Genomic DNA, 25,386 nt, shown 5'->3' on the forward strand with positions numbered 1-25,386 from the left:
CTTAGGCATCGGGGCGCTGGATATGCCAACCCAATTCCGAGCGGGACCGGATGCCGAGCTTCCGGTAGATCCGCGACAAGTGGGCCTCCACCGTCTTGGCACTGATGAACAGCGCGGCGCCCACCTCACGGTTGGTCAGTCCCGACGCGGCCAGCTCGGCGATGCGGCGCTCGGCGTCGGTCAGTGTCTCGTCTGCGGCCGGGCGTCGGTGGATGCGGTCGGCCGCGCGGCGCGCCTGCTCGGCCCACAGCGGTGTGCCGAGCGATTCGAAGACGGTCAAGGCCTGTTGAAGGGTTGCCGCCGCGGTTTCGCGGTGCCGGCGGCGTCGGTAGAGCTGCCCGAGGAGGAGCTGGGTACGCGCGCGTTCGAAAGGCATCGGCAGTCGCTCATGTTCGGCGAGCGCGAGCGTGGCAGCCTGTTCGGCACCGTCCAGATCGCCCCGGCCGGCCGACAGCATGGCCCGGCACCGCGCGCCGCAGGCCAACATCCACGGCCGGTCCAGTCGCCGGCCGTTGCGTTCGAGGGCGTCGACGAGCGGTTCGGCATCTTCGTACCGACCCACCTGGATCAGCGCCTCTGCGGCGTCCGGCAGGAACGGGGTGACGAGTATTTCGGTGGCTTCGGGCATGGCACGGACCACTGATATCAGGGGTTCCAGTGTGGCGACGGCACTTTGATGATCGCCTTGCGAGACCTGCAGGAATCCGAGAGTGGTATGCGACCACACCGCAACCAAGTTGGATTCACAGCGCAGCGCGAGAGCAAGGGCCTCCTCGGCGCCACGGCGCGCATCCTGCTCGCGGCCCGTGTACGCGGCGACGGCTGCGCGCAGCGTCCACGCGACGGCATGCGGGATGTCGCGGTCGAGTTCGTGTGCCCGCTGCGTTGCCTCGTCGGCAACTTGGGCGGCCTTGGCGAACTGACCCTGCCAGATCGCGTTGAGCCCTTGCAGGAAAGCGACGAACGTCAGCCTGCCATCTTCGCCGCGGTCCAGATAATGCCTGCGGATGGTCGACAGTTCTTCATCGGACTGCTCGAGGCGGCCTGTACCGGCGAACAGCTGCGCGCGTAATACGTTGGGGTTCATCAGGGCGGAGACGGTTTGGTCCCCGTCCGCCAACTCGAGTGCCCGACCCATCGCCGCTTCGTCGACGCCTCGACCGGACAGGAAGCTCACCAGGACCGCCATGCACAGTGCGGTGCTGCGCAACGACGCGTTGCCGAGTTCTGCGGTGTCGGCCAGCGCGTGGTCGGCGTGGTGTGCCGCCAGGTCGACGTGGCCAAGGTTGAGTTCGGCAAAAGACAGCGGGACCAGGACCTCGACGCGCAGTGTGCGGTCGTCGCCCACCAGATCGAGCGCGCGCCGCAGCATGTCGGCGGCCTGGCGGGTGCTGCCGTCGAGAAGCGTCCACACGCCCAGCAGGCACATGGCCCGGGCGCGGACATCGGTCGGCCCGGATGGCGTGATGACAGCAGCGAGGGCTTGCCGCGCCCGCTCGCCGTCTCCTGCGTTGAAATGCAGCACCGCCGAGTCGATGCGTCGTGCTGCGGTGTCACCGCCGAGAGCAATTGCCAATTCCAGGAATTCAGCCGCAGCGGCCGGTGCGCCACGCAGCCGTGCCGCCTCGGCGGCTTCGTCGAGAGCACGAAGGGTGGCATCGTCGCCGGTCGTCGCGGCCTGGGCCAGGTGCCTGGCGCGCAGTTCCGGTTGCTCGACGAGGGCGGCCAGCCGGCGGTGCATCTCGCGTCGCGCGTGCGGTGCTGCCGAACTGTGTACGCCATGGGCGAGCAACGGGTGGGTGAAGTGAAACCGGTTGCCGTCCAAGGTGATGATGCCGCGATGCTCGGCTTCGGACAGACGCCTGAGCAGCTCGTCACGTTCGGTGTCCATCGCCAGCGCTACCACCTCAACGGTCGGTCTGGCGAGGCATGCGACAGCCAGCAGGGCCTCGCGAGCACGGTGCGACAGGCCGTCGATCCGCTGGCGAACCAACTCGGCGAGCGTCGGCGGCAATGCATCCGGTCGGTCTTTGGTGATGCTGCGTGCCAATTCGAGGGCGTAGAAGGGGTTTCCGCCGGAAATCTCGTGGATGCGCACGACCATCGGGCGCGGGAATGAGCGTTCCAATCTCGACAGCATGATGTTGAGCGCGCCGATACTCATCGGCTGCAACGGAATCCGCCGAAGAGCATCGGGGCGAGGGAGCTGCAACCAGGTCACCGCGTCCTCTCCGGCGGCCGTGCGCGCGGTCCCGAGTACGCGCACCGGTCCTACCAGTCGACGTGCTGCGAACGCGATGGCGTGCGCGCTGGATTGATCGAGCCACTGCATGTCGTCGATGGCGACCAACAGCGGTGACCGTGCCGCCAGCCGAGTGATGACCGACAGCACGGCAGCCGACACTGCGCGGGGATCGGTGGCGGCGCCATCGTCGTTGGTGCGCAGCATGATGCGGTCGACAGCGCGACGTTGCGGCACAGGCAAGGTGTCCAGCACGGCAGGCTCGACGTCTGCGAGCAGATCCGCCAGCGCGGCGTACGCGAGCATCGATTCCATGGCCGCGGACTGGGCCAGCAGCACGCGGAATCCTCGCTCACGTGCGTGATCCACCGCTGCCAACATCATCGTCGTCTTGCCGATGCCGGCTTCACCCTCCAAGAGAATCGCGGTGGGTCCGGCATCGCGGGCGTCCAGGAACTCGGTCACCAACTCGGCTTCGGTCGGGCTGCCCGGTACGTCATACGCTGGTCTGCCGGTGTGATCACCCGCCCGATTCGTCCCTGGCATGCCTTCATTCTGGCGGGCGAACCGTTGTTTGCGCTGGTCAATGCGATTCTTGACGTTGCTGTAAGCAATCGATGCCGAACCGCACGTCGTCGACGCGGGTGTCGAGACAGCGTGTCAGCCGGCCTGGCGCTGCAGTGTCACCGATGCCGTGTTGGCTTCCGAGCGGGCGATACCGCGTCCCTGTGCGGTGACGGCCAGCGCGGTCCGGTCGCCGCGGAACAGGTCGCGGGAGAACTCGCAGGGGTTGCCGTTCTGGTCATAGGTGACCCGCGTGATCAACAGCAGGGCGGCCTTCGGTTTGATGCCGAGCAGGGTGGCTTCACTGCTGGTGGCGTTGACGGCTTCGATCCGCTCGTCGGCCCTACCGGTCACCAAACCGTATCGGGTTTCCAGGATTTCGTAGAGGGAGCCGCCGAGTTGCTGTTCGAGTAGCCCGGGAAAGGCATCGGCGGGGAACTGGGCGTGTTCGAGGGAGAACGGAGACCCGTCGGCCAGCCGGATGCGCTGGATCTCGACGACATACTCGCCGTCATTGAGGCGCAGCGCGGTCTTGGTGGCCTGGTCGGGAGTGGTGATGCGGGTGGACAGCACCCGGGTCCCGGCGATGTAGCCCTGGCTGGTCAGAAATGCGGGCACGCCGACGACGTCGGACAGGTTGCGTTCGACCTGACCATGGCTGATGAAGATGCCGCCGGCGCGCCCGATGATCCGGTGTACCAGGCCGGCCTCTTCCAGCGCGGCAAGCACTTGGCGCAGGCTGGAGCGGCTGGTGCCGTAGCGCTCGGCGAGGTCACGTTCACTGCCCAGTTTGGCGCCCGGGGTTCCCGCGTTGATGTCGGCGACTATGCGTCGCCGCAACTCCTCGCTCTGCGCTGCCACCCCGGACCCCTCTCCGTTTTTGGTACAGCCAATTCTAGCCGTTTGAGGTATCAGAGTTCGGCGATAGCCAGATGTGACTCGGGCAGAATCTGGCCACCGTCGACCACCAGCGATTGACCGGTGATGTAGGCGGCTTCGTCGGTGGCGAAGAACAGCGCGGCATTGCCGATGTCGGCCACCGAACCCAGCCGGCCCGCGGGTACTGCCGAGGCCATTTGGTCGAGGTATTCCTGGCCCATTTCACCGAGGCCCTCGGTGATGATGTTGCCGGGCAGCACGGCGTTGATGGTGATCTGCTTGGGTGCCAGCTCCATCGCAGCGGTACGCAAGAAGCCCAGTTGGGCAGCCTTGGAAGCACCGTAGTGCGACCACCCGGGGTATCCGGTGATCGGGCCGGTGATCGACGACGTGATCACCACGCGGCCGTGGCCGCTGGCGGTCAGCGCTGCGAGCGCGGCCTGCACGATGTACACGGTGCCCTTGAAGTTGACGGCCAGTACCTCTTCGATGGATTCGGGCGTCAGATCCTCCAGGCGGCCGGACGGGAAGATCCCCGCGTTGGCGCACACGATGTCCAGACCGCCGTGCCGCTCGACGGCCTCGGCCACCACACGACGGGCGTCCTCGGGGCTGGACACGTCGGCGCTGAGCCCACTGACCTTGCCCGGCGTACCCGACAGATCGGCCACGGCCTTGTCGAGGTCGGCCTGGCTGCGGCCGGTGATCAGTACGTTGACCCCGGCATTGGCGAACGTTTCGGCGATGCCTCGGCCGATACCCTTGCTGCCGCCGGTGACGATGGCCGAGCGGCCCTGAAGCGATGCGAACATATTGGGATCCTTTGTGAGTCAGGTCAGAGTGTGGCCGTCGGAGCGCAGATACCGTTCGGCAAGTTCACAACTTCCCGCGGCGTAGCTGATCGCCTTGGTGGCCGATTCCCTGGAATGGCTGTGGCTGCCCATCCAAGCCAACAGCAGCAGCCTGCGCAACAGGACGAACGATGCGAGCATGTCTTCGTCGGCGGCAGGCAGTTCGCGACGGCTGCGGTAGCCGCTCACCCACGATTCCTGCCATTCGGGCAGCGCCGGATCATCTTCGATGAACGATACGGCGGTGCCGAAATCGTAGAAATACCAGCCGAATCCGCAGTCGTCGAAATCGATGACGGTGATCTTCGACCCGGAATCGACCAGCAGATTGGCCAACCTCAGATCGGCGTGGATCAGCCCGTACCGGTCTGGCCCGGTTCCGTACTCCTGCAGGCGCGTACGCAGCAGCGTCTGGGCCCGCTCGAGGACGTCGTTCTCCGACGGCCCCACGCCTTCGGCGTCTTGCCAGCGTCCCCACCGGGGCTGGGCACCCAGGCTGTGTTCCCAGTCCCAGGCGAACCGATCGAACCCGGAGGGACGCGCCCACCGCTGGGAATGGTCGTGCAGCGCAGCGGTGATCCGGCCCAGGGTGTGGAAGTCCTCCGACGTGAGGGCGTTCTCGTCGGGCTCCGCGCCGGCGACCATGTCGAAATGGACGGCGTAGCGGTCTGTTCCGGCGGTGCATTCATCGTTGACGGTAACCACCCGCCGCCCGTCGCGCGTGGGCAGCACCGTCGGCACTGTGACGTCACTGTCGGCTCGTAGCGCCGTCAGCCAGTCCAACTCCGACTCGATCTCGTGCCGCCGGTGGTAATCCCGTCGGTGTACCCGCAGGATCGACTGGGTTCCGGCATCCTCGACGAGATACGTGGCGTTCTCGGACAGATTGAGCAACCGCAACGTCGCGTCGGGCCCGATGTCGTACTGCCGCAGGGCGAGTTGGGCGACATCGATCTCGTCGGTGATAACCATCTAGTGGTCCTGTCCTTCAATTCCCGCCAATACTGTCGTGATGCGGTCGCGCGCCGCGGTCACGTCCGCGACACTGCCACCGATGTACAGTCGCCCGGCGGCGCCGATCATCTGCACGTCCACTACGGTAAGCCCGGGCGCGGCCCGTTCGGCTTCATTGGCCGCGACGGCCGCGAACAGCGCCGGGGTCATTTCGTAGACCAGCAGCGACTGGCCGGGCAAGATCATCGAGGCCTGCCGGTTGCGGTTGAGGATCACCGCGTGCTGATCGGTGATGTCCTCGATGATGTCGTGGTAGAGCACCCGGGGCCGTAACTGGTCGGACGCCGAGTTGCCGGTGCCGGCCAGAATCGCCTCGCCGGCCCGCTGCACCTCTTCGAGGTTGGCGGAGTGGATCTCCAGTACCCCGAATTGCCGCTCCACGTAGAGGATTCCGGGCTGGACACCGGGAACCTCGCGCAAGGCCAGGTCGATCACGCGCTCGATGGCCAAGGCGGGGGACACCTCGACGATCAGCGCGTGTTCGCCCTCGTACGGTGGGTAGCCGCGGGCCCGCGTCGGCGTCCCCAGATAGGCGGCGAACTGCCGCTGCAGGTCCTCGACCAGCAGGTAGACGCGGATCTGGGTGCGGATCCGCGTGCTCTCGTCTGCTTGCGTCGGCATGGCTACTTGCTGGACACCGAGAAGTGGGCGCCGAGCTCGTTGTGCGGCCGCGGGATGACGTGGACGCTGACCAGCTCACCGACCTGCGATGCCGTCTCCGCGCCCGCCTCGGTGGCGGCCTTGACCGCGCCGACCTCGCCGGTGACGATGACGGCGACCAGCCCGTCGCCGACCTGCTGGCGATCGGTGATGGTGACGTTGGCGGCCTTGACCATGGCGTCGGCGGCAGCCAGGGCGGCGACGAAGCCCTTGGTCTCGATCAATCCGATTGCGTTGCTGGACATGGGGTTATCTCCTTATTTGTTGGGTGTGCTGTCGATGGATCCGATGATGAGTGCGTCTACCGGGGGTGGCGTACCGGTGAACCAGCCCGAGGCCACGGAGCCCTGAGCGACGAGGACGTGCTCACCGACACCGGTGCCGAGGACGTCGAACGCGATCAACCGGGACCCGGTGCCGTCCACCTCGACCTCGAGGAAGGCACCTGCCGGGATGCCTTCGATGCGGCGCGTCGCCCAGACGTTCCCGGTGACAGTCGCTGAAATCATTTGCGCTCCTTGGTGATCGTAATGCCCAGGGATCGAGCCTTTTCCCTGGCCAACGGGGTGAGCACGGCGCGGCGGCCCAGGATCAGGGTGCCTCCGGCCAGGTCCGCGATGTGGCGTTCGGTGACCGCGCCGCTGTCGATCCGGTGCGTCGCGCCGCCGGCCGGTGCCGCGCTGCCTGCCAGCCGGAAGCTCAGCCGGCCGGCTTTCAGATCGGCGCGGGTCTTCGGGCTTTCGAACAGCCGCAGCAACTTTCGGACGAAGGCGTCCAGGTCGGAGTCCTTGGACAGCCGCACGGTCTCGATCCGGTTCTTGCCCTCGATGGCGCGGGGTCCGGTGGGATCGAGACCCAGCTGATCGGCCACCGTCGGTGCAGTGGTGGCCGGGGCCGGAGGCGAGGGGACAGCCACCGGCCCCGGAGTCGGGGTGGGTTTGAGACCCGAAACCGCTTCGCGCACCACCTCTCTGACGAGGGCGCGCAGATCGTCACGGTTGATGTTCATGCAGTGGCCCTTGCCAACGCATCCTGGGCGGCCTCGGCGGCCTGACGCACATCGGCCTCGGTACCGGAGAGATACACCCGGCCGGTCGCGCCGATCATCCGGAAGTCGACCACCTTGATGTCGGCGGCCTTCTCGGCCTCGTTGGTGGCCAGGATCGCGTACGACGCCGGGGCGACCTCCAGGACGAACAGCGACTCGCCCGGTAGCACCATCGACCCGATCTTGTTGCGGTTGATCAGGAACGCATGCTGGTGGTCGACGCTGGAGATGATGCGCGAGGCCAGCACATTCGGGCGCACCGCGCTGTCCAACGTGGCGCCCAGCTCGTCGAGCGCGGCATCGGCGGCAGCCTTCACAGCTCCGGTCTCCCCGTGGAACTCCAGATATCCGAATTGCCGCTCTACCACCAGGATTCCGGCCTTGACCTCGGCATGCTTGAGGGCGACATCGGTGACGCCCTCGATGTCGAGGCCGGGAGCCACCTCGATGATCTGCGCGGCCTGGTTGGCCCGTGGCAGCGCACCTTTGATCCAGGTGCCCAGGTACGACATGGTCTGCGGTTGCAGCCGGTCGATGAAGATGAAGGAACGCAGTTCAGCCACAGCCCTACCTCTTGATCAGTTGTGCGAGTTCTTCGGCGACCAGCGCGCGCAATTCGGCTCGCAGCGCGTCCAGTCCGGGATCCGACGCCCGGTTCGGCGTCGGGTACGACCGCCGCGGTGGCACCGCAACGCCGTCACGGTCGTTGGATGCGCGCGGATACTGCGGTACCGGAGCGGCCGGCGAGTGCCACGGGTCGATGCCTGCGAAATTGCCCATCACCACGCCCGGTTCGCTGTTGTAGGCGATGCGGGCCCAGTTGATCAGGTTCTGCGGCTGCAGGTTCTCCCCGATCGAGCTGCGCCCGACGAACCCGGTGCCGATGGTCATCGACGGTGCCAGGTTGGTGTCCAGTCCGGAGCTGCCCGTCGAGTTGCCGACGTTGACCGACACCCGCAGCACCGGCACCTGCGCGGCGAAATCGGTGATCACCGCCGGGTTTTCGCTGTGAATGGCGGCGGAATGTCCGGCCCCGCCGATCCGCACCACGGCCCGCGCGGCACGGATGCCGCGGGCGGCGTCGGCCGCGGTGGTCATGCCCAGCACGGGGGAGAGCTTCTCGTGGGCCAGCATCTCTTCGGCGATGACGTCGTCGAACGGCGCGATGAGGACCCGGGTCTTCGGTGTCACCCGCAGCCCGGCCTGCCCGGCGATCCACGCGGCGTCGCGGCCCACCACATCGGTGTTGAGGTGGCCGTCGGCGAACATGTAGGCCCGCAGGCGCCGAGCGCCGTCCTCGTCGAGGATGTGGGCCCCGGCGCGGGTCAGTGCCGAGCGCAGCTTGTCGGCGACGGCGTCCTCGACGATGAGCACCGATTCGTTGGTGCACAGCACCGAATTGTCGAATGCCTTGCTGTCGACGATGCGCTTGGCCGCGGCATTGATGTCGGCGCTGGCGTCGACGAAAACCGGGACATTGCCCGGCCCGACGCCCAGGGCCGGGTTGCCCGACGAGTACGCGGCGCGTACGACGCCGGTGCCGCCGGTGGCCACGATGACGTCGGTGCGCTCATCGGCCATCAGGGCCTGTACCAGCGGGATGGACGGCTCGTCGACCACCTGCACGATGCCCTCGGGTGCGCCGGCAGCGACGGCGGCCTCGGCGAGTACCCGCGCGGCGTCGGCAGAGCACCGCTTGGCCCGCGGGTGCGGCGCGACGACGACGGCGTTGCGGGTCATCAATGCCAGGATCACCTTGAAATACACGGTGGCAACGGGATTGGTGGTCGGCGTCAACGCCAGCACCACACCCGCAGGCCGGGGCAGCTCGACGATCTTGCGGGCTTCGTCGATGCGCGGCGACACATAGTCTTCGCCCCGGTAGTAGTCGACGATGCCGCGCGAGCAGGCCCGGTTCTTGGTCACCTTGTCCGCCGCCACGCCCATGCCGGTCTCGGCGACCGCCTCGGTGGCGAACCGTTCGGCCTGGGCGTAGCCGGCCTCGGCCACGGCGTTGACGATGGTGGACACCGCGGCCGCGTCGTAGTCGGCGTATGCCGCGGCGGCCCAGCGGGCCCGCTCGAGCATGTGGCCGGCCTGTGCGGTATTGGTCATGATGCCTTGCGTCCTCTCGCAGCAGTCTTGGCCCGTCCGACGGCGACAGCGAGGCGGTCCAGCACGTCCTCACACAGCTCGCGGGACAGCAGCAGACCCGGTTTGAATTGCAGCACACGGGGATCCAGTGTCGAGAAGATCGCCCACACTCCGAGCTGATAGAGCTCGCGCATGACGAACTTGGCACCCTCGGGGTGGTCGAACTCCAGCCCGATCACCACGCCGTTCTGCCGGATGCCGACGAACCAGTCCGGATGGTCGTCCTGGATGCGTTGCAGGCCGTGGTCGAAGATGTCGGAGATGTAGTGGACCATCGAGCGCACCTCGGGGCGGGTGCAGATCTCCAGGGTCTTGATGGCGGCGACACAGCCGAGTTCGGCGCCACCGAAGGTCGAGATGTGGCCGAACCCGTCCTCGTTGAGCCACTGCGCGGCGCGGTCGCCGAGCAGGGCCGCCGTGATCGGGTACATGCCGCCCGATAATCCCTTGCCGGTCACCAGGATGTCGGGTTCGATGCCGTGTTTGGTGATGCCCCACAGCTCACCCGTGCGCATCAGACCGGTCTGCACCTCGTCGGCGATGTAGAGCGTGCCGTACTTCTCGGTGGCGGCTTTGACCGCTTCGAGGTAACCCGGTGCGGGAAGGGGGAATCCGTACGTGGCCGGGATGGTCTCCATGATCACCGCGGCGATGTCGCCGGAGGCCAGCACCTTCTCCATCGCGGCGATGTCGTTGAACGGCACCTGCAGGAACTCGTCGGGCTGGTCGGCCAGGAAGAACTTGGCGAACCGGTCGTCGCCGGTGGCCACCGCGAGGCCGGTGTGGCCGTGGTAGGCCTTGACGATCGAGACGATCTTGCGGCGCTTGGTGGCGTGCCGGGCGCTCTTGAGCGCGATGTCGATGGCCTCGCCGCCACCCGACCCGAACGCGACCTTCTTGATGGACGCCGGCGCGGTCTCGACCAGGCGCTGCGCCAGGGCGGTGCGGGCCACCGACGGGAAGTGGTGATTGCCGACGTCGAAGTGCTGCATGCCTTCGGTGATCGCTTGCATCACTTCGGGATTGCGGTGCCCGAGGTTGTAGGTCCCACCGTTGAGGTGCATGTCGATGAGACGACGCCCCTCCATGTCCCACAGGAAGTAACCCTCGCGGCGGTCGATCACCAGATCGACACCGGTGTCGGTCCAGAACTGCGTCTTGTCTGGATTCCAGAACGTCTTCGCCTTGTCCAGCACATCGGCTTTGGATTCGAACGTGAACGTGCCGTAGTCGTACATGCGGCTCCCTCTTGAGCTACCTGGTAGCTGTGATGCACCACACCGTAAATGGTCGCAACCATTTCTGTCAATGGATCAAGTGAACCCTTGCCATTCGGTTTTGGTAGTGCCAATATACGTACAGTTCGTACTGTGGCCCAGGCCACATCGAGCCTTCATCATAAGCCTGGAAGGTAAGCCGGTAGATGACCGAACAAGCTGTCACGAAGAGTGAAAATGCAGCTCAAGATGTACAACGCTTGAAACGTAACGCCGTCGGCACGATAGGCGTGATCTTCATGGCGGTGGCCACCGCCGCTCCCATCACCGCAATGGTCGGCAACGTCCCGATCGCGGTCGGCGCCGGAAATGGTTCACACGCTCCGGCCGGATACATCGTAGCCACCGTGGTCCTCGGGCTGTTTGCCGTCGGCTACGCGACCATGGCCAAGCACATCACCACCACCGGTGCGTTCTACGGCTACATCTCGCACGGCCTCGGCCGCATCATCGGGATGGCCAGCGGCGGCTTGATCACCATGGCCTACGTGGTGTTCGAGCCCTCGCTCATCGGCATCTTCTCGTTCTTCTTCCAGAACCTGATGCAGTCGCAGCTGGGCATCCACATTCACTGGATCATCCCGGCCCTGCTGATGCTGACGGCCAACGCGATCCTGACCTACTTCGACGTCAACCTGACCGCCAAAGTTCTCGGCGTGTTCCTGGTGACCGAGATCGTCATGTTGGCACTCGGCGCGGTTGCGGTGCTGATCCACGGTGGCGGCCCCGACGGCTTCGCGGTCGGCGAGACGCTCAACCCGGCGGGTGCGTTCACTCCTGCTGCCGGAATTGCTGGTGCCAGTGCAGGTTTGGGATTGTTCTTCGCATTCTGGTCGTGGGTCGGGTTCGAGTCGACGGCGATGTACGGCGAGGAATCGCGCGACCCCAAGCGGATCATCCCGCGCGCGACCATGCTCAGCGTCCTCGGTGTCGGCGTGTTCTACGTGTTCGTGTCGTGGATGGCGATCGCGGGCACCGGCCCGCAGAAGTCCGTCGAACTCGCCCAGAGCGCCGACACCGCGTCGGAGATCTTCTTCGGCCCGGTGCGGGGCTACTACGGCGAATGGGCGATCACCGTCTTCAACATCCTGCTGGTGACAGGTTCGTTCGCGTGCGGCATGGCGTTCCACAACTGCGCGTCGCGGTACCTCTACGCGATGGGCCGGGAGGGCCTGTCCAAGGGGCTGCAGAAGACCCTCGGCGCAACGCATCCCAAGCACGGTTCGCCGCACATCGCGTCGTTCGTGCAGACCGGTATCGCCCTGGTGATCATCCTGGCGTTCCTGGCCGCGGGCATGGATCCGTACGTCCACATGTACTCGCTGCTGGCCATCCTCGGCACCATGGCGATCCTGATCGTGCAGTCGCTGTGCGCGTTCTCCGTGATCAGCTACTTCCACCTGCGCAAGAACCATCCGGTGTCCAAGCACTGGTTCAAGACGCTGGTCGCCCCGGGACTCGGCGGCATCGGCATGCTCTACGTGGTCTGGCTGCTCTGGGAACACAAGGATGCTGCGGCAGGTACCGCGTCGGGCACCCTGCTGTTCAAGCTGACTCCGTGGATCGTGGTGGGGTTGTTCGTGTTCGGCGCCGCCCTGGCCACCTACTTCAAGCTGCGTGATCCGCGGCGCTATGAACTGATCGGCCGGATCGTGTTCGAGGACACCGTCGTTCGAGACTGACGCCGTGGACACGTTCGAGCGTGGCGTCCTGCAGTTCGTCCTCGCGTGGGCTCCGTACGGGGGGCCACGCGAGGACGATGTCTGGTTGCAGTTCGGTATGACGGCCGAGCAACTGGGCGAGCGGTTCGCCACGATCGTGGCCGGGCTGCTGCCACGCGTCCGTGCGCTGCCCAACGCCGACCGGTGTCTGCTGCAGCGAGCCTGCATGCACCTGCGCAGGCAGCGCACCGATCAGTCAGTGTTGGATGGTGAAAGCCGTTCGCAGAGCTGCGATCTGGCTGGCGACGAAATCGCGTGACACCGCCGACTTCGGAGCCAGCTGATCGAATCCGTGGAAGGCGCCATCCACGATCTCCAGCTCGCAGGGCACTCCGGCGTCGCGCAGCCGCTTCGCGTACCTGACGTCCTCGTCGTGGAACAGGTCGAGGGTGCCGACGCCGATCCACGCCGGCGGCAGGCCGGACAGATCCGGCCGGCGGGCAGGCACGGCGGTTGCCGGGTCTGCGTCACCGAGGTAGGCGGACCACCCGAACCTGTTGCTGCCCTGCGTCCACAGCCGGTGGCCCGGGTGGTCGAACTCGCGGCCCGCCGTCCGGTCGTCGAGCATGGGATACACCAGAATCTGTGCCGCAAGCGGTATTTCACCGCGATCACGCGCCAGCAGCGCGAGCGCGGCGGCCAACCCGCCGCCCGCGCTGGCGCCGGCGACCGCCACGCGTGCGGGATCGACCGCCGGTAGCGCCGCCAACCAGGCCAGTGCCGAGTAGCAGTCCTCGAGCCCGGCCGGGTACGGATGTTGCGGTGCCAGCCGGTATTTCACCGCCGCGACGGTGATGCCGAGTTCGGCGGCGAAGCGGCGGCACAGCGCGTCGTCCTGCGCGGGGCTGCCGATGACGTATCCGCCGCCGTGTATCCACAACACGGCAGGCGCAGGCGTCGTCACACCCGTCGGCCGGAACAGGCGAACCCCGGCGCCCGAGGCGAGGGTCAGCACCTCTATGTCGTCCGGCGTGGTCCGGCCGTGCCATTCGGTGAGCTTCTGCATGACCGGCAGCGTCGTGCGGGTGACGAGGCTGCGCGGTACGAATCGCGCCAGGCGAGCCAGGTCGGGATGGAATGAGGTGGCGAGCGTCACACCGTTCTGTTTACCACTTAGCTTGGCTAGCGGTTACGTCAGGACTGTCTCGAAAGCGATCCGGTCCCCGCGGTAGAGCGCCCGCACGAGCTCGATCGGCACGCCATCGCTATCCAGAGAACGGCGGTTGAGCAGCAGCATCGGCATCGCGGTGGTGGATTCGAGCAGGTCGGCTTCCCGCGGTGAGGCAAGGGCAGTCTCGATGCGCTCGGTGGCCGAGCCGAACTGCACACCCGTGGCGCGGATCGCCGCGTAGAGCGATGTGGTCGGGTCGAAGGTGGTCGCCAGGCTGCCGAAGCGGTCCGATGAGAGGTATGTGCTCTCCAGGCCGATGCGCTGATCGTCGGCGAGCAGGACCCGCTCCAGGTGCAGCACCGGGGCGCCGACCGGGATCGCAAGGCCCGCAGCGAGTTCGGTGGTGGCGGCGAAGACCTCGGTGGTGACCGCCAGGCGCCCCGGGGTGCGTCCCACCGCGAGTGCCCCCTCGGTGTAGGACTGCAGCCCCAGCGGCTGGGTGAGTTTGGGCCGTGACACCACGGTGCCGCGGCCGCGCCGTTCGATGCGACCCGCCACGAGCAATTCGTGCAGGGCTTGCCGGACGGTTTCGCGCGCCACCCCGAACTGGACGGCCAACTCGCGTTCGGCGGGTACCGGGTCACCCTCCGCGAGATCGGCCAGCATGGCGTCGAGCGCGGTGCGAATCACGTAGGGCTTCGGCAGCGGCTTCTGCTGTGGGACGCTCACCGGTCAGTTACCTTGCCGCACAACCCGTTCGGCGACAGCAAGCACGTCGTCGACGGTGGCGCCGCGGCCCTGCGGATCCTTGGCGGCGTCGTCGTAGCGCCGCAACCGCAGCGCATCGGGCCACCAGGGATGCGCCACGAAGGTCGCGTCCACGCCCGCGCCACCCTGGTGTTGCAGCGACAGGGCCGAAACATCCGAGAGCGCATAGTTCGGGTCGGTCGCGGCCAGGTAGCGCTTGGCCGCCACATGCGCGCCCGCGAGCCACCCGACGCGCTCCCCGAACCGCGGCGTCAGCCAGTCCCGCGCGAAGCGGTCGTGCTGCTCGACCCCCTCGTGGTGCTCGAACAGCGGACTATGAGCCAGGTCGTGCAGTGCGGCGGCGAGCACCAGTTCATCGTCGGCACCGTCGTCGACGGCGCGGGCCGCGGACTGCAGTGCGTGGTCCAATTCGTCGACAGCTTCCTCGTCCCATATCCCGCGCAGGGAGCGCAACACGCGGCCGATCTCGGCGACCTCTCGCATGCCGACAGTGTAACCCCGTTTGGTCTATACCAGTTCTTAACCTGGTGTTCGGCGCCGCAACACCCGCAGGACCGCGGCCTGTCGTGATCAGCAGCGATGGTCATCAACCATGCGCGTGACGATCATCGGTGGCGGGATTCTCGGCACCGCGCACGCCGTCGAAGCGGTGAGTCGCGGTCATCAGGTCGTACAACTGGAGCGCGAAGCCGAGGCCCGGGGTGCGTCGGTGCGCAACTTCGGCCTGGTCTGGGTCTCGGGCCGCTCGACCGGTGAACTCGAGGCCGCGCTACGGTCGCGCGAGCTGTGGGAAAAGCTCGCCGCCGATATCCCCGGGATCGGTTTCCGGCCGGCTGGTTCGATCACGCTGCTGCGTACCCCGGCGGAACTGGCCGTCGCACAGGAGGCCGCCGAGGGCACCGACGCGTGTCACCGCGGCTTCACCCTGCTGGAACCCGGTGCGGTGCGCGCACTGAACCCTGCCCTGCGAGGCGACTTCCTCGGCGGGCTGTATTGCGCGCTCGACGCGGCGGTCGAATCCCGCCAGGCACTACCGGCGATCCGCAACTACCTGTCCGCGAGCGGCCGCTACGAATTCGTGCCGGGCGTCGAGGCTCGTGCGGTCGACAACCGCACGGTGCGCGACGACCACGGCAACCGGTACGACGCCGACCTGGTCCTGGTGTGCGCGGGGGCCGCGCACGGGGGGTTGGTGCGCGAACTCGCAGGCAACCTTCCGGTGCGGCGGGTGCGGTTGCAGATGATGCAGACCGAGCCGCTCGGCGAGACCCTGACCACCGCCATCGCCGATGCTGACAGTTTCCGCTACTACCCGGCGTTCGCCGGTGCCGCGCTGGATACGTTGCGCACCAACGAAGCTCAGCATCCCGTCGCCGAGGCGGCGCACATGCAACTGCTGTGTGTCCAGCGCCTGCATGGCGGCCTGACCATCGGCGACACCCACGAATACGACGAACCGTTCGGGTTCGACGTGCACGAACCGCCCTACGACTATCTCGTGAACGTCGTCGAGGAGTTCCTCGGCCGCGCCCTGCCCCCGATCCGGCAACGCTGGGCCGGGGTGTACAGCCAATGCGTCGACCCGCATCAGCTGGTGTGCCGGGCCGAACCCGAGGACGACGTGTGGGTGATCACCGGTCCGGGGGGACGCGGAATGACGCTCGGGCCGGCCATCGCCGAGCAGACCGCCGATCTCATCGGATTCTGAGTGAGGAAAACGCATGTCTACCAATGACCTCCAATTTGACGACATCCAGCTCGCCGTCATCGACATGGCGGGTACGACGGTGTCCGACGACGGGCTGGTGGTCAGCGCATTCGAGTCTGCGGCCACCGCCGTCGGACTTGCCGCGGCCGGGCCCGAACGGGACCGGGCCCGCGAGTACGTGCTCGACACCATGGGACAGTCCAAGATCGAGGTCTTCCGGGCCCTGTTCGGCTCCGAGGACCTCGCGCGACGCGCCAATGCCGAATTCGAGAAGGCCTACGCCAAGTTGATCGCGGCCGGCCGGGCAGAGCCCATCGACGGTGCGGCCGATGCGATCACCGAGTTGCGTCAGGCCGGGATCAAGGTCGCGCTGACCACCGGGTTCAGCGGCGTCACGCAGGGCAAGTTGCTGTCCGCGCTCGGTTGGCAGGATCTGGCCGATCTGGTGCTCGCGCCTGAACCCGGCGTGCGCGGGCGTCCCCATCCGGACCTCATCCTGACCGCGTTGATTCGCCTGCAAGCCGATGCCGTCGAGAACGTCGCCGTCCTCGGCGACACCGCCAACGACATCGAAAGTGCCCTGCGCGCAGGCGCTGCCATCGCCGCAGGCACCCTCACCGGCGCGCATTCCGAAGAACAACTGCGCGCCGCAGGCGCCACCCACGTGGTCGGCTCCGTCACCGACTTCGCCGACCTGTTGTTGCTTGGCTGATCAGAGAAGGAACCATGAAGACACGACATCTACTGCGCGCGACGGCAATCGCGGCGATCACGCTCACCGCGATGTTGAGCGCAGCCTGCGGCGGCACCGGGACGAGCGGCTCCGGTTCGGCCGGCGCCGTCACGGTCTACAGCGCGGATGGCCTGGGCTCCTGGTACAAGTCGACTTTCGACGCGTTCACCAAGGACACCGGTATCCCGGTGAACCTCGTCGAGGCAGGCTCCGGCGAGGTGGTCTCGCGCGTGGAGAAGGAGCAGTCCAATCCGCAGGCCGATCTGCTGGTGACCCTGCCGCCCTTCATCCAGAAGGCTGACAAGACAGGTCTTCTCGTGCCCAGTGGGGTCGACAGCACCGGTATCGCAGCTGGGCAGGTCGGACCTGAGGGCAGGTATGTGCCCATCGTGAACAACGCGCTCAGCTTCATCGCCAACCCGTCCGTCAAGCCCGCCCCGGCCGGGTGGGACGATCTGCTCGACCCACGATTCAAAGGCAAGCTGCAGTACTCGACGCCGGGGCAGGCCGGCGACGGTACCGCGGTGCTCGTGCTGCTGCAGCACCTGCGTGGCCGCGACGGTGCGCTCGACTATCTGACCAAGTTGCAGGCCAACAACGTCGGGCCGTCGTCGTCGACCGGCAAGCTGCAACCGAAGGTCAGCAACGGCGAACTGCTGGTCGCCAATGGTGACGTGCAGATGAACCTCGGCTCCATCAAGGACGACAAGTCGACATTCACCATCTTCATCCCCGCGCACGACGGCAAGCGCACCACAGTGTCGCTGCCCTACGTCGCCGGTGTCACCAAGGGGGCTCCGCATGCCGACAACGCCAAGAAGCTGCTGAGTTACCTGCTCACCGACGGTGTGCAGAAGACCGTCGCCACCGGTGCGCTGGGCATCCCGGTACGCGACAGCCTGGCCGGCAACGGTGCACCGCAACCGAATACGCCCGCAAGCGTGCTCGACGGAGTCGACGTGTGGGTGCCGGACTGGAACGCGGTGCTGGCCGGGCTCGACGCCGATCTGGCGGCCTATCAGAAAGCCACAGGCAACTGATGACCGACGAGCGCTTGCGCGAGGAGCCGACATGACCGAGATCGGATTGGGCAGGCTGACGTCGTCGGTTCCCCGCAAGCAGGATCAGAAAGGCGAATCACTCACCCCGGCGATTACTTTCGACCGCGTAGGCGTTCGCTATGGGCGGGGTAAACGTGTGACGCAGGCCCTTGTCGACTTCAACCTGCGGGTGGCCGCCGGTGAGACGGTGGCGCTGCTGGGGCCCAGTGGGTCGGGCAAGTCGACGGCGCTGGGTGCGCTCGCCGGGTTCGTGCGTCCCACGTCGGGCACCGTGCGGCTGGCCGGGCGCGACATCACCGATCTGCCGCCGGCCAAACGCGGCATCGGGGTGGTGCTGCAGTCCTACGCACTGTTCCCGCACATGCGGGTGGCCGAGAACGTGGCGTTCGGCTTGAAGGCGCAGCGGGTTCCGCGCGCCGAGATCGGGGCGCGGGTGGCCGAGGCTCTTGACATGGTCGGCATGGCTGCCTACGGAAGACGTTTGCCCCGTGAGCTTTCCGGTGGTCAGCAGCAGCGCGTCGCGATCGCCAGGGCGCTGGCCATCCGGCCCAAGGTGCTGCTGCTCGACGAGCCGCTCGCAGCGCTGGACGCACAACTGCGGCAGTCGATGCTGGCCGAACTGCAGCAACTCAAAGAGTCGTTACCGGACACCGCGATGCTCTACGTCACCCACGACCAGGCCGAGGCGCTGGCGTTGGCCGACCGGATCGTGGTGATGAACAACGCCCGGCTGATGGACGTCGACACCGCCGAAAACCTGTGGAAACGCCCGCCCACCAGCTTCACGGCAGCGTTCCTCGGCGGTGCCAACCTGATTCCGTGCACGGTGGGGCGGGTCATCGGCACCTCGGCACTGGTGACGGTCGCCAACCGCACCGTCAGTGCGGAGGCGCCTCAGCCCGCCGTCGGCAAGATCGACTGGGCGCCTGGCTCTTCCGCACTTCTGTGTATCCGCCCGCACGCCCTGCAGTTGGTGTCGCTGGGTAACCGCGACGCCATGCGGGCCGAGGTGAAATCGGCGGTGTGGCGGGGTGCGACAACGCGTCTGGTGGTGTCGGTCAACGGTATTCCCGACTGCCTCGTCGAACTCGACGTCCCAGGCCACGCGCAGTTCGAGGTGGGCAGCGAGGTCGGCGTCCGGATCCCCGAGCCCGCAGGCGTACTCGTGCAGGCCGCCGCGTGACGCTCCTCGACGAGCAGGCCGCCGAAGCCCCGGAGCGGTCCGCCGCGCCGCGGTCCCGGGCGGCGTTGTGGGTGCTGCCGCCACTGCTGGTGGTGCTGCTGATCGCGCTCTACCCGTTGCTGCGAGTGCTCGGTGAGTCGGCTGACTCGGGCACCTGGGCCAAGGTGCTGGGCTCGGCGGTGTTTCGGGATGCGTTGTGGCGCACCGTCGCCATCGCGGTGACGGCGACCGCCGGTTGCCTGGTCCTCGGCACCTTCCTGGCGATCGTGCTGGCGTTCGTGCCGTTTCCCGGTTCGCAGCTGGTGGGCTGGCTGATCGACACCGTGCTGTCGCTGCCGTCGTTCCTCATCACGCTGGCCTTCACGTTCCTGTACGGCACCGCGGGTGCGGTGAACGCCGCGATCCTGAGCGTCACCGGCGGTGATACTCCGGTGCTCAACTTCCTCTACACGCCGGCCGGTGTGGTCGCCGCCGAGATCACGTTCTTCACCCCGTTCGTGGTGCGCCCACTCCTGGCGGCTTTCGCATTGGTGCCGCGCGCCCAGCTCGACGTGGCGGCCAGCCTGGGTGCCTCGCCGCTGCGGGTGTTGCGGTCGGTGATCATGCCGGAGGCCTGGCCCGCTCTGGTAGCCGGTGGCAGCCTGGTCTTGCTGTTGACGCTCAACGAGTTCGGCATCGTGCTGTTCACCGGCGCCAAGGGCGTCATCACCCTGCCGGTGCTGATCTACACGCGCGGCATCGTCACCTTCGACCTGCCCGGCGCCGCGGTCATCGCAACTGTGCAGGTCGTGCTGTCGCTGGGCCTGTACGCGGGGTACCGAATTGTGTTCGCCCGCATGACAACCGGAAAGGGCGCGGCCGATGCTGCTGTGGAACCGGCGAACTGAGGCTCTCGTGCTGACGGTCTTCGGGCTCGTTGTGCTAGTGGTGTTCGTGGCACCCCTGGCGACCGTGGTGCTGGCCGGCCTGGCCGGGACGTGGACGTCGGCGCTGCCGTCGAACCTCGGCTTCGGACATTTTCAGGATGCGCTGTCCGGAGAGAACCTGGACAGCCTGTCGGTGAGCCTACAGACCGCATTCGTCGCCGGCGTTCTCGCGCTGGTGCTGGGCACCTGGGCGGCGCTCGCGGCGCGTGAGTGCCCCTCGTGGCTAAGGAAATTCACCGACGCCGTGTTCCACCTGCCGATTGCCGTGCCGTCGGTGGCCATCGGCCTCGGACTGCTCATTGCGTTCAACTCCCGTCCGCTGCTGCTCGGTGGCACGCGGTGGATCGTGATCCTCGCGCACACCGTGCTGGTGCTGGCATTCGCGTTCAGCGCGGTCTCGGCAGCGTTGGACCGCCTCGACCCGGCCTACCGGCAGGCCGCGGAATCGCTTGGCGCAGGCCCTCTTCGGGTGCTGACCCGCGTGACGTTGCCGTTGCTGCTGCCCGCGTTGGGAGCCGCGGCCGGGTTGGCCATCGCACTGTCGATGGGTGAGCTCGGGGCCACTGTGATGGTCTATCCGGCCACCTGGAAGACCTTGCCGGTCACCATCTTCGGGCTCACCGACCGCGGTCAGGCGTTCCAGGCCGCCGCGTGCACCACCATCCTGCTGTTCGTCACCCTGCTGGCTCTTGTGCTCCTCGGCCGCATCAAGGGCCGTGCCGCCGTGCGGTGACGCTTCATCGCCGAGCAGACACGGAGGTACGCGACACGCCGCGGTTCGGGTACTTACGTGTCTGTTCGCGCGGAAAACGGGGCCAGCACGGCCCGGATCTCGACGTACCGGGTCAGGAAGAGACGCTCGTCGAGCCGCTTGCGCCGCATCCAGCCCGTCACCTCGTCATTGCATTTGCTCGCATTGCACGACGCGCACGCCGGTACGACGTTGTCGATGGTGTACCGGCCGCCACGCGAGATGGCCATGACGCAATCCCGCTGCAATGCCGTGCCGGTCGCGCCGCAGTAGGCGCAGCCGTTCCACGCGTCCTTGATCGTGGCCCACTGCTCGTCGGTCAGGTCGTTGACGACGCTGTCCATGCGGCGCTTGCGCTTGCGGGCCGCCCGCGCCCGACGAGTTCGACTGACCGCCATGCGGTGAGCGTAGGGGTCTCGCCGTGCGGATGTCCGAATCTGTGGAGCACGTGTCGTTTTGTGAGTGCTGAAAAAACCCTGTACCGGCCACACTGGAATCATTCCAATCAGCTGGCGCAGCCGCAGTTCACCAGGGAGACGACGATGGCATTCGAGGACAACACCCAGCCGCTGACCACGGCCGCCGGAGCGCCGGTGGTCGACAACCAGAACAGCATGAGCGCCGGGCCGCGTGGCCCGCTGCTGCTGCAGGATCTGTGGCTCATCGAAAAATTGGCGCATTTCGCCCGCGAGGTCATTCCCGAGAGGCGCATGCATGCCAAGGGTTCGGGTGCCTTCGGCACGCTGCGCATCACCCACGACATCAGCCGCTACACCAAAGCCGCGATCTTCGGCGAGGTCGGAAACAGCTGCGAGATGTTCGCGCGGTTCTCCACCGTCGCGGGCGAACGCGGCGGCGCCGACGCCGAACGCGACATTCGCGGCTTCGCACTGCGCTTCTACACCACCGAAGGCAACTGGGATGTGGTCGGCAACAACACCCCAGTGTTCTTCCACCGCGACCCGTTGAAATTCCCCGACCTCAACCGCGCCGTCAAACGCGACCCACGCACCAACCTGCGCAACCCGGAGAACAACTGGGGCTTCTGGACCAACCTGCCCGAATCGCTGCACCAGGTCACCATCACCATGAGCGACCGTGGCATCCCTCGGTCATACCGGCACATGCATGGTTACGGCTCACACGCGTTCAGCCTGATCAATGCTGCCGGCCAACGACATTGGGTCAAGTTCCACTTCCGCACCCAGCAGGGCATCGAAAATCTCACCGATCAAGAAGCGGCCGAGTTGATCGGACGTGACCGCGAGTCCCACGGCCGGGACCTGTTCGAGGCGATCGAACGCGGCGACTTCCCGAAGTGGAGCGTCTATGTCCAGGTGATGCCCGAGGCCGACGCCGCGACCTACCGCTTCCACCCCTTCGACTTGACCAAAGTCTGGAGCCAGAAGGACTATCCGCTGATCGAGGTCGGGGAGTTCGAGCTGAATCGCAATCCGGACAACTACTTTGCCGACGTCGAACAGGCCGCGTTCACCCCCGCCAACCTCATCCCCGGAATCTCTTTCAGCCCGGACAAGATGCTGCAAGGCAGGCTGTTCTCCTACGGCGACGCCGCCCGCTACCGGGTGGGTGTCAACCACCACCAGATCCCGGTCAACTACCCCCGGGCCGCAAGATTGGTGAACACCTACCACCGCGACGGAGCCATGCGCGTCGACGGCAACCAGGGCGGGGTGCCCGGGATCGAGCCGAACACCTTCGGCCGCTGGGCCGATCAGCCGGCGTACGCCGAACCGGCACAGACGATCGGATCCACCGCCGACCACTTCGACTTCCGCGCGGACGACGACAACTACTTCGAACAGCCCGGGGATCTGTTCCGGTTGATGACCGGCGAAGAGCAGCAACGGTTGTTCGACAACACCGCACGTGCCATCAGGGGTGCTCGGCCCCAGACCGTCGAACTGCACATCGCCAATTGCACCAAGGCCGATCCAGCGTACGGCGAAGGCGTGCGCAAGGCCTGCGAGGCGTTCGGCGCGCTGTAGGGAGTTGGCCATGACCGAGCTTGAGCCCGAGGTGCTGGACCTCGCTGCACGCATCTTCGACTACGCCCGCAGCGGTGACACCGCGTCGTTGGTCGCTTACCTCGACGCCGGTGTCCCGGTTGACCTCACCAACGCCAACGGCGACACCCTGGTGATGCTCGCGGCGTACCACGGCAACGAATCCTCCGTCGGCGCACTGATCGCGCGTGGCGCCGACGTCAACCGGCACAACAATCGCGGCCAGACTCCGTTGATGGCGGCCGTGTTCAAGAGCGAGACGGCCATCATCGAGGCACTGCTGAACGCCGACGCCGACCCCCTCGCGGGCGCGCCGTCCGCGTTGGAGACTGCCCGGTACTTCGGCAAGGACGACGCCGTGCGTCGGTTGACTCAGTGACGGCCGACGAGCGTGCGCGAAATGCTGACGATTGACGGCGTGTCGGGGGACAGACGCGCACGCTCGCGGTGCAAGCGGCTACTTCAGCAGTGGGTCACGGGGCAGGCCGAGGATGCGTTCGGCGATGGTGTTGCGGGTGATCTCGGAGGTTCCGCCGGCGATCGTCATGGCCCGGTTGCCCAGGTAGGCACGGGTCAGCTTGCGGGTGGCCCCCGAGACCGCGGCTGCACCGGCCAGATCCATGCCGAGTTCGGTCAGCCGTTGTGAATGCTCGGCCACCAGCAGCTTGGTGACGTTGCCCTCCGGGCCTGGCTCGGCACCGGCGATGGCCCGCGACACCCGGCGCAGGTTGAGCAGGCGCAGCGTGTGGCCGACGGCGATCACCTCCCCGGCGCGGCGCGCGTAGGCTGCCCCGTCGGGCGACGCGTCGAGCATGGCCACGAGATCGTCGGCGCTGAACCCGGTCGGCGCCCCCGAGCCCCCGCCGATCGAGATGCGCTCGTTGCCCAGCGTCGCCCGCGCCACCAGCCAGCCCTTGTTCACGTCGCCCACCACGTCTTCGTCGGGCACGAACACGTCGTCGAAGAAGACCTCGTTGAAGTGGGCGTCACCGGTCAGTCCTTGCAGCGGATTCACCTTGACCCCAGGTGATTTCATGTCGATGGCCATCATTGTCACGCCGGCGTGCTTGGGCGCGTCTGGGTCGGTGCGTACGGTGGCCAGGCCCCACTGGCAGTACTGAGCCAGGCTGGTCCACACCTTCTGGCCGGTGACGCGCCAGCCGCCGTCGACCTTCTTTGCCGCGGTGCGCACCGCGGCGGCATCGGATCCGGCGCCCGGTTCGGAGAACAGCTGGCACCACATGACCTGGCCGCGGAGCACCGGCTCCACCCAGCGTTCGCGTTGATCGTCGGTGCCTGCCTGCGCGATGGTCAGCGTCACCCATCCGGTGATGCCCATGTCGGCGCGCTCGATGTCGACGAATTCCTCCTCGATCACCAACTGCTCCAACACATCTGCGCCGCGACCCCACGGCTTGGGCCAGTGCGGCACGAGATAGCCGGAGTCGACGAGATAGTCGCGACGCTGCGCGGTGGGCAGGGCGCGCACCGCCGCGGCGGCCTCGGTCGCGGCCTTCCGGTGTACTTCCGCTTCTGCGGGGAGGGTGAACGACGCGCCGTGCGCCCGGCCGGTGCGCTGCCCGTCGACGACGTCGAGCGCTGGGTCGGCGCCCTCGCCCAGTAGCGCGGCCAGCGTCCGGGCCCGGCGCAGGTACAGGTGGGCATCGTGTTCCCAGGTGAACCCGATGCCGCCGTGCAGCTGAATGTTGTACTCCGCGTTGAAGACCACCGCCCGGGCGGCGTGTGCGGCGGCGACGGCTGCCGCGAACCAGGCGCCGTCGAGATCGTCGGCACGTGCGGCGTCCCAGACGGCGGCGGTGGTCTGTTCGGCGGCCACCAGCATGTTGGCGGCGTGGTGCTTGACGGCCTGGAACGTGCCGATGGTGCGGCCGAACTGTTCGCGCACCTTGGCGTACTCCACTGCCATGTCGAGCGCGGCCCAGGCCACGCCGACCGCCTCGGCGCCGGCCAGGATGCGAAACACCGTGCGCGCCAAGCGGGCCGCGCCGCGGATAACCCGGTCATCGGCGACCGCGACCTCACGCAGTGTGACCGTGCCGATGCTGCGGGTTGGGTCGAGCCCGTCCTCGGCCGTCACCGTCACACCGTCGGCGGCGGCGTCGACGATGACCAGGTCGTCTCCCGCGGTGAGCACCAGTACGTGGGCGTCGGGCGCGCCGAGCACCGCGGCGGCCGAGCCGTCGAGTACGCCGTCCGCGCCGATGCTCACCGTGCCGGCCAGCCCCAGCGCCCCAACCGCCGAGCCCCCGGCCAGCCCCGGAAGTAATTGTGCCCCTACCGATTCGGGTGCAAGGCGGTCGATCACCACCGCCGCGGCAGCGGTGGGCAGAAACGGTCCGGGCATCAGCTCGCGGCCGGCGACCTCGACCACCACGGCCAATTCGGCGAGCCCGAAACCCAACCCTTCGTGTTCTTCCGCCACGGCGAGCCCGTTCCAGCCGAGATCGACTGCTGCCGACCAGATTTCGTCGGGGTAGCTGCCTGGGGCGGCAAGGCTGGCGCGGGCCGCGGCGCGGCTGCCGAGCCGCGCCAGCTGCCCGAAGGCCGATTCTGCAAGGTCTTGGTGTTCTTCGGTGATGGCCAGAGCTGACTTACCCATGTTTAGCGAAGCTAACGGGATGAGGAGCCGGCGTATAGGTGATCCAGGTCACAGTTGGACATCCACTGTACAAGTTGGCGAAGTTGTC

The 25,386-nt window shown here is 67.1% G+C and carries 26 protein-coding genes; 10 read left to right on the forward strand and 16 right to left on the reverse strand.

Annotated elements, in window-relative coordinates; translation table 11 throughout:
• Position 1: 1 nt before the first annotated feature.
• The 11 genes from BST13_RS17000 to BST13_RS17050 form a co-directional block, all read right to left on the reverse strand.
• Positions 2–2,788 carry an AAA family ATPase gene (locus BST13_RS17000; RefSeq protein ID WP_083165196.1) on the reverse strand — a complete coding sequence of 929 codons (2,787 nt, stop codon included), beginning with the start codon at positions 2,786–2,788 and terminating at the stop codon, positions 2–4.
• Between the two features lie 114 nt (positions 2,789–2,902).
• On the reverse strand, positions 2,903–3,667 hold the full coding sequence (locus tag BST13_RS17005; RefSeq protein ID WP_083165197.1) for a GntR family transcriptional regulator: 765 nt from the start codon (positions 3,665–3,667) through the stop codon (positions 2,903–2,905).
• Between the two features lie 50 nt (positions 3,668–3,717).
• Positions 3,718–4,497 carry a 3-oxoacyl-ACP reductase FabG gene (gene fabG, locus BST13_RS17010; protein WP_083165198.1) on the reverse strand — a complete coding sequence of 260 codons (780 nt, stop codon included), beginning with the start codon at positions 4,495–4,497 and terminating at the stop codon, positions 3,718–3,720.
• Between the two features lie 18 nt (positions 4,498–4,515).
• Positions 4,516–5,508, reverse strand: a complete 993-nt coding sequence (locus tag BST13_RS17015) for a phosphotransferase enzyme family protein (RefSeq protein ID WP_083165199.1) — start codon at positions 5,506–5,508, stop codon at positions 4,516–4,518.
• Positions 5,509–6,171, reverse strand: coding sequence for a microcompartment protein (locus BST13_RS17020; RefSeq protein ID WP_083165200.1), 663 nt, complete (start codon positions 6,169–6,171; stop codon positions 5,509–5,511).
• Between the two features lie 2 nt (positions 6,172–6,173).
• Positions 6,174–6,455 (reverse strand): BMC domain-containing protein, encoded by a 282-nt coding sequence (locus BST13_RS17025; protein ID WP_029373255.1) that lies wholly within the window; start codon positions 6,453–6,455, stop codon positions 6,174–6,176.
• Between the two features lie 12 nt (positions 6,456–6,467).
• Positions 6,468–6,719: a EutN/CcmL family microcompartment protein gene (locus BST13_RS17030; protein WP_083165201.1), complete on the reverse strand. Its 252-nt coding sequence runs from the start codon at positions 6,717–6,719 to the stop codon at positions 6,468–6,470.
• Positions 6,716–7,219: a hypothetical protein gene (locus BST13_RS17035; RefSeq protein WP_083165202.1), complete on the reverse strand. Its 504-nt coding sequence runs from the start codon at positions 7,217–7,219 to the stop codon at positions 6,716–6,718. Before BST13_RS17035 ends, BST13_RS17030 begins: the two co-directional genes overlap by 4 nt.
• Positions 7,216–7,821 carry a BMC domain-containing protein gene (locus BST13_RS17040; protein ID WP_083165203.1) on the reverse strand — a complete coding sequence of 202 codons (606 nt, stop codon included), beginning with the start codon at positions 7,819–7,821 and terminating at the stop codon, positions 7,216–7,218. The genes BST13_RS17035 and BST13_RS17040 overlap by 4 nt, the downstream gene beginning before the upstream one ends.
• A gap of 4 nt (positions 7,822–7,825) precedes the next feature.
• A complete protein-coding gene (locus BST13_RS17045; protein WP_083165204.1) occupies positions 7,826–9,373 on the reverse strand; it encodes an aldehyde dehydrogenase family protein in 1,548 nt (515 codons plus the stop codon).
• Positions 9,370–10,650 carry a class-III pyridoxal-phosphate-dependent aminotransferase gene (locus BST13_RS17050; protein WP_083165205.1) on the reverse strand — a complete coding sequence of 427 codons (1,281 nt, stop codon included), beginning with the start codon at positions 10,648–10,650 and terminating at the stop codon, positions 9,370–9,372. The genes BST13_RS17045 and BST13_RS17050 overlap by 4 nt, the downstream gene beginning before the upstream one ends.
• A gap of 185 nt (positions 10,651–10,835) precedes the next feature.
• On the opposite strand from BST13_RS17050, the gene BST13_RS17055 reads away from it, so the two are divergent.
• Both BST13_RS17055 and BST13_RS17060 read left to right on the forward strand, forming a co-directional pair.
• Positions 10,836–12,371, forward strand: a complete 1,536-nt coding sequence (locus BST13_RS17055; protein ID WP_083165206.1) for an APC family permease — start codon at positions 10,836–10,838, stop codon at positions 12,369–12,371.
• A gap of 4 nt (positions 12,372–12,375) precedes the next feature.
• On the forward strand, positions 12,376–12,669 hold the full coding sequence (locus BST13_RS17060; protein WP_211296108.1) for a hypothetical protein: 294 nt from the start codon (positions 12,376–12,378) through the stop codon (positions 12,667–12,669).
• On the opposite strand, the gene BST13_RS17065 is transcribed toward BST13_RS17060, so the two are convergent.
• The 3 genes from BST13_RS17065 to BST13_RS17075 form a co-directional block, all read right to left on the reverse strand.
• Positions 12,607–13,506 (reverse strand): alpha/beta hydrolase, encoded by a 900-nt coding sequence (locus tag BST13_RS17065; RefSeq protein ID WP_245839678.1) that lies wholly within the window; start codon positions 13,504–13,506, stop codon positions 12,607–12,609. The genes BST13_RS17060 and BST13_RS17065 overlap by 63 nt on opposite strands.
• A gap of 33 nt (positions 13,507–13,539) precedes the next feature.
• Positions 13,540–14,187, reverse strand: coding sequence for a GntR family transcriptional regulator (locus BST13_RS17070; protein ID WP_083165277.1), 648 nt, complete (start codon positions 14,185–14,187; stop codon positions 13,540–13,542).
• A gap of 66 nt (positions 14,188–14,253) precedes the next feature.
• On the reverse strand, positions 14,254–14,772 hold the full coding sequence (locus BST13_RS17075) for an HD family phosphohydrolase (RefSeq protein WP_083165207.1): 519 nt from the start codon (positions 14,770–14,772) through the stop codon (positions 14,254–14,256).
• A 109-nt stretch (positions 14,773–14,881) separates the two neighbouring features.
• Here BST13_RS17075 and BST13_RS17080 point away from each other — a divergent pair, with 109 nt between their 5' ends.
• The 6 genes from BST13_RS17080 to BST13_RS17105 are packed head-to-tail and all read left to right on the forward strand — an operon-like array spanning position 14,882 to position 20,633.
• Positions 14,882–15,997 carry a TIGR03364 family FAD-dependent oxidoreductase gene (locus tag BST13_RS17080; protein WP_083165208.1) on the forward strand — a complete coding sequence of 372 codons (1,116 nt, stop codon included), beginning with the start codon at positions 14,882–14,884 and terminating at the stop codon, positions 15,995–15,997.
• A 13-nt stretch (positions 15,998–16,010) separates the two neighbouring features.
• Positions 16,011–16,709 (forward strand): phosphonatase-like hydrolase, encoded by a 699-nt coding sequence (locus BST13_RS17085; protein ID WP_083165209.1) that lies wholly within the window; start codon positions 16,011–16,013, stop codon positions 16,707–16,709.
• Positions 16,710–16,723: 14 nt separating this feature from the next.
• On the forward strand, positions 16,724–17,770 hold the full coding sequence (locus tag BST13_RS17090) for a 2-aminoethylphosphonate ABC transporter substrate-binding protein (RefSeq protein WP_083165210.1): 1,047 nt from the start codon (positions 16,724–16,726) through the stop codon (positions 17,768–17,770).
• A 31-nt stretch (positions 17,771–17,801) separates the two neighbouring features.
• A complete protein-coding gene (locus tag BST13_RS17095) occupies positions 17,802–18,974 on the forward strand; it encodes an ABC transporter ATP-binding protein (RefSeq protein WP_095533587.1) in 1,173 nt (390 codons plus the stop codon).
• Positions 18,971–19,861 carry a 2-aminoethylphosphonate ABC transporter permease subunit gene (locus BST13_RS17100; protein WP_083165211.1) on the forward strand — a complete coding sequence of 297 codons (891 nt, stop codon included), beginning with the start codon at positions 18,971–18,973 and terminating at the stop codon, positions 19,859–19,861. The genes BST13_RS17095 and BST13_RS17100 overlap by 4 nt, the downstream gene beginning before the upstream one ends.
• Positions 19,836–20,633 carry an ABC transporter permease gene (locus tag BST13_RS17105; protein ID WP_083165212.1) on the forward strand — a complete coding sequence of 266 codons (798 nt, stop codon included), beginning with the start codon at positions 19,836–19,838 and terminating at the stop codon, positions 20,631–20,633. The genes BST13_RS17100 and BST13_RS17105 overlap by 26 nt, the downstream gene beginning before the upstream one ends.
• Before the next feature lie 53 nt (positions 20,634–20,686).
• Here the strand turns inward: BST13_RS17105 and BST13_RS17110 are convergent, their stop codons facing one another.
• A complete protein-coding gene (locus tag BST13_RS17110; RefSeq protein WP_083165213.1) occupies positions 20,687–21,049 on the reverse strand; it encodes an HNH endonuclease in 363 nt (120 codons plus the stop codon).
• Between the two features lie 144 nt (positions 21,050–21,193).
• On the opposite strand from BST13_RS17110, the gene BST13_RS17115 reads away from it, so the two are divergent.
• Positions 21,194–22,660, forward strand: a complete 1,467-nt coding sequence (locus tag BST13_RS17115; protein WP_083165279.1) for a catalase — start codon at positions 21,194–21,196, stop codon at positions 22,658–22,660.
• A gap of 10 nt (positions 22,661–22,670) precedes the next feature.
• The gene (locus tag BST13_RS17120; RefSeq protein ID WP_083165214.1) at positions 22,671–23,057 is read left to right on the forward strand and encodes an ankyrin repeat domain-containing protein; all 387 of its coding nucleotides are present in this window, start codon (positions 22,671–22,673) and stop codon (positions 23,055–23,057) included.
• 78 nt (positions 23,058–23,135) lie between these two features.
• Here the strand turns inward: BST13_RS17120 and BST13_RS17125 are convergent, their stop codons facing one another.
• A complete protein-coding gene (locus BST13_RS17125) occupies positions 23,136–25,298 on the reverse strand; it encodes an acyl-CoA dehydrogenase family protein (RefSeq protein ID WP_083165215.1) in 2,163 nt (720 codons plus the stop codon).
• Positions 25,299–25,386: the final 88 nt, after the last annotated feature.

The organism is Mycobacterium aquaticum (genome assembly GCF_002086485.1).
Classification (GTDB): Bacteria; Actinomycetota; Actinomycetes; order Mycobacteriales; family Mycobacteriaceae; genus Mycobacterium; species Mycobacterium aquaticum.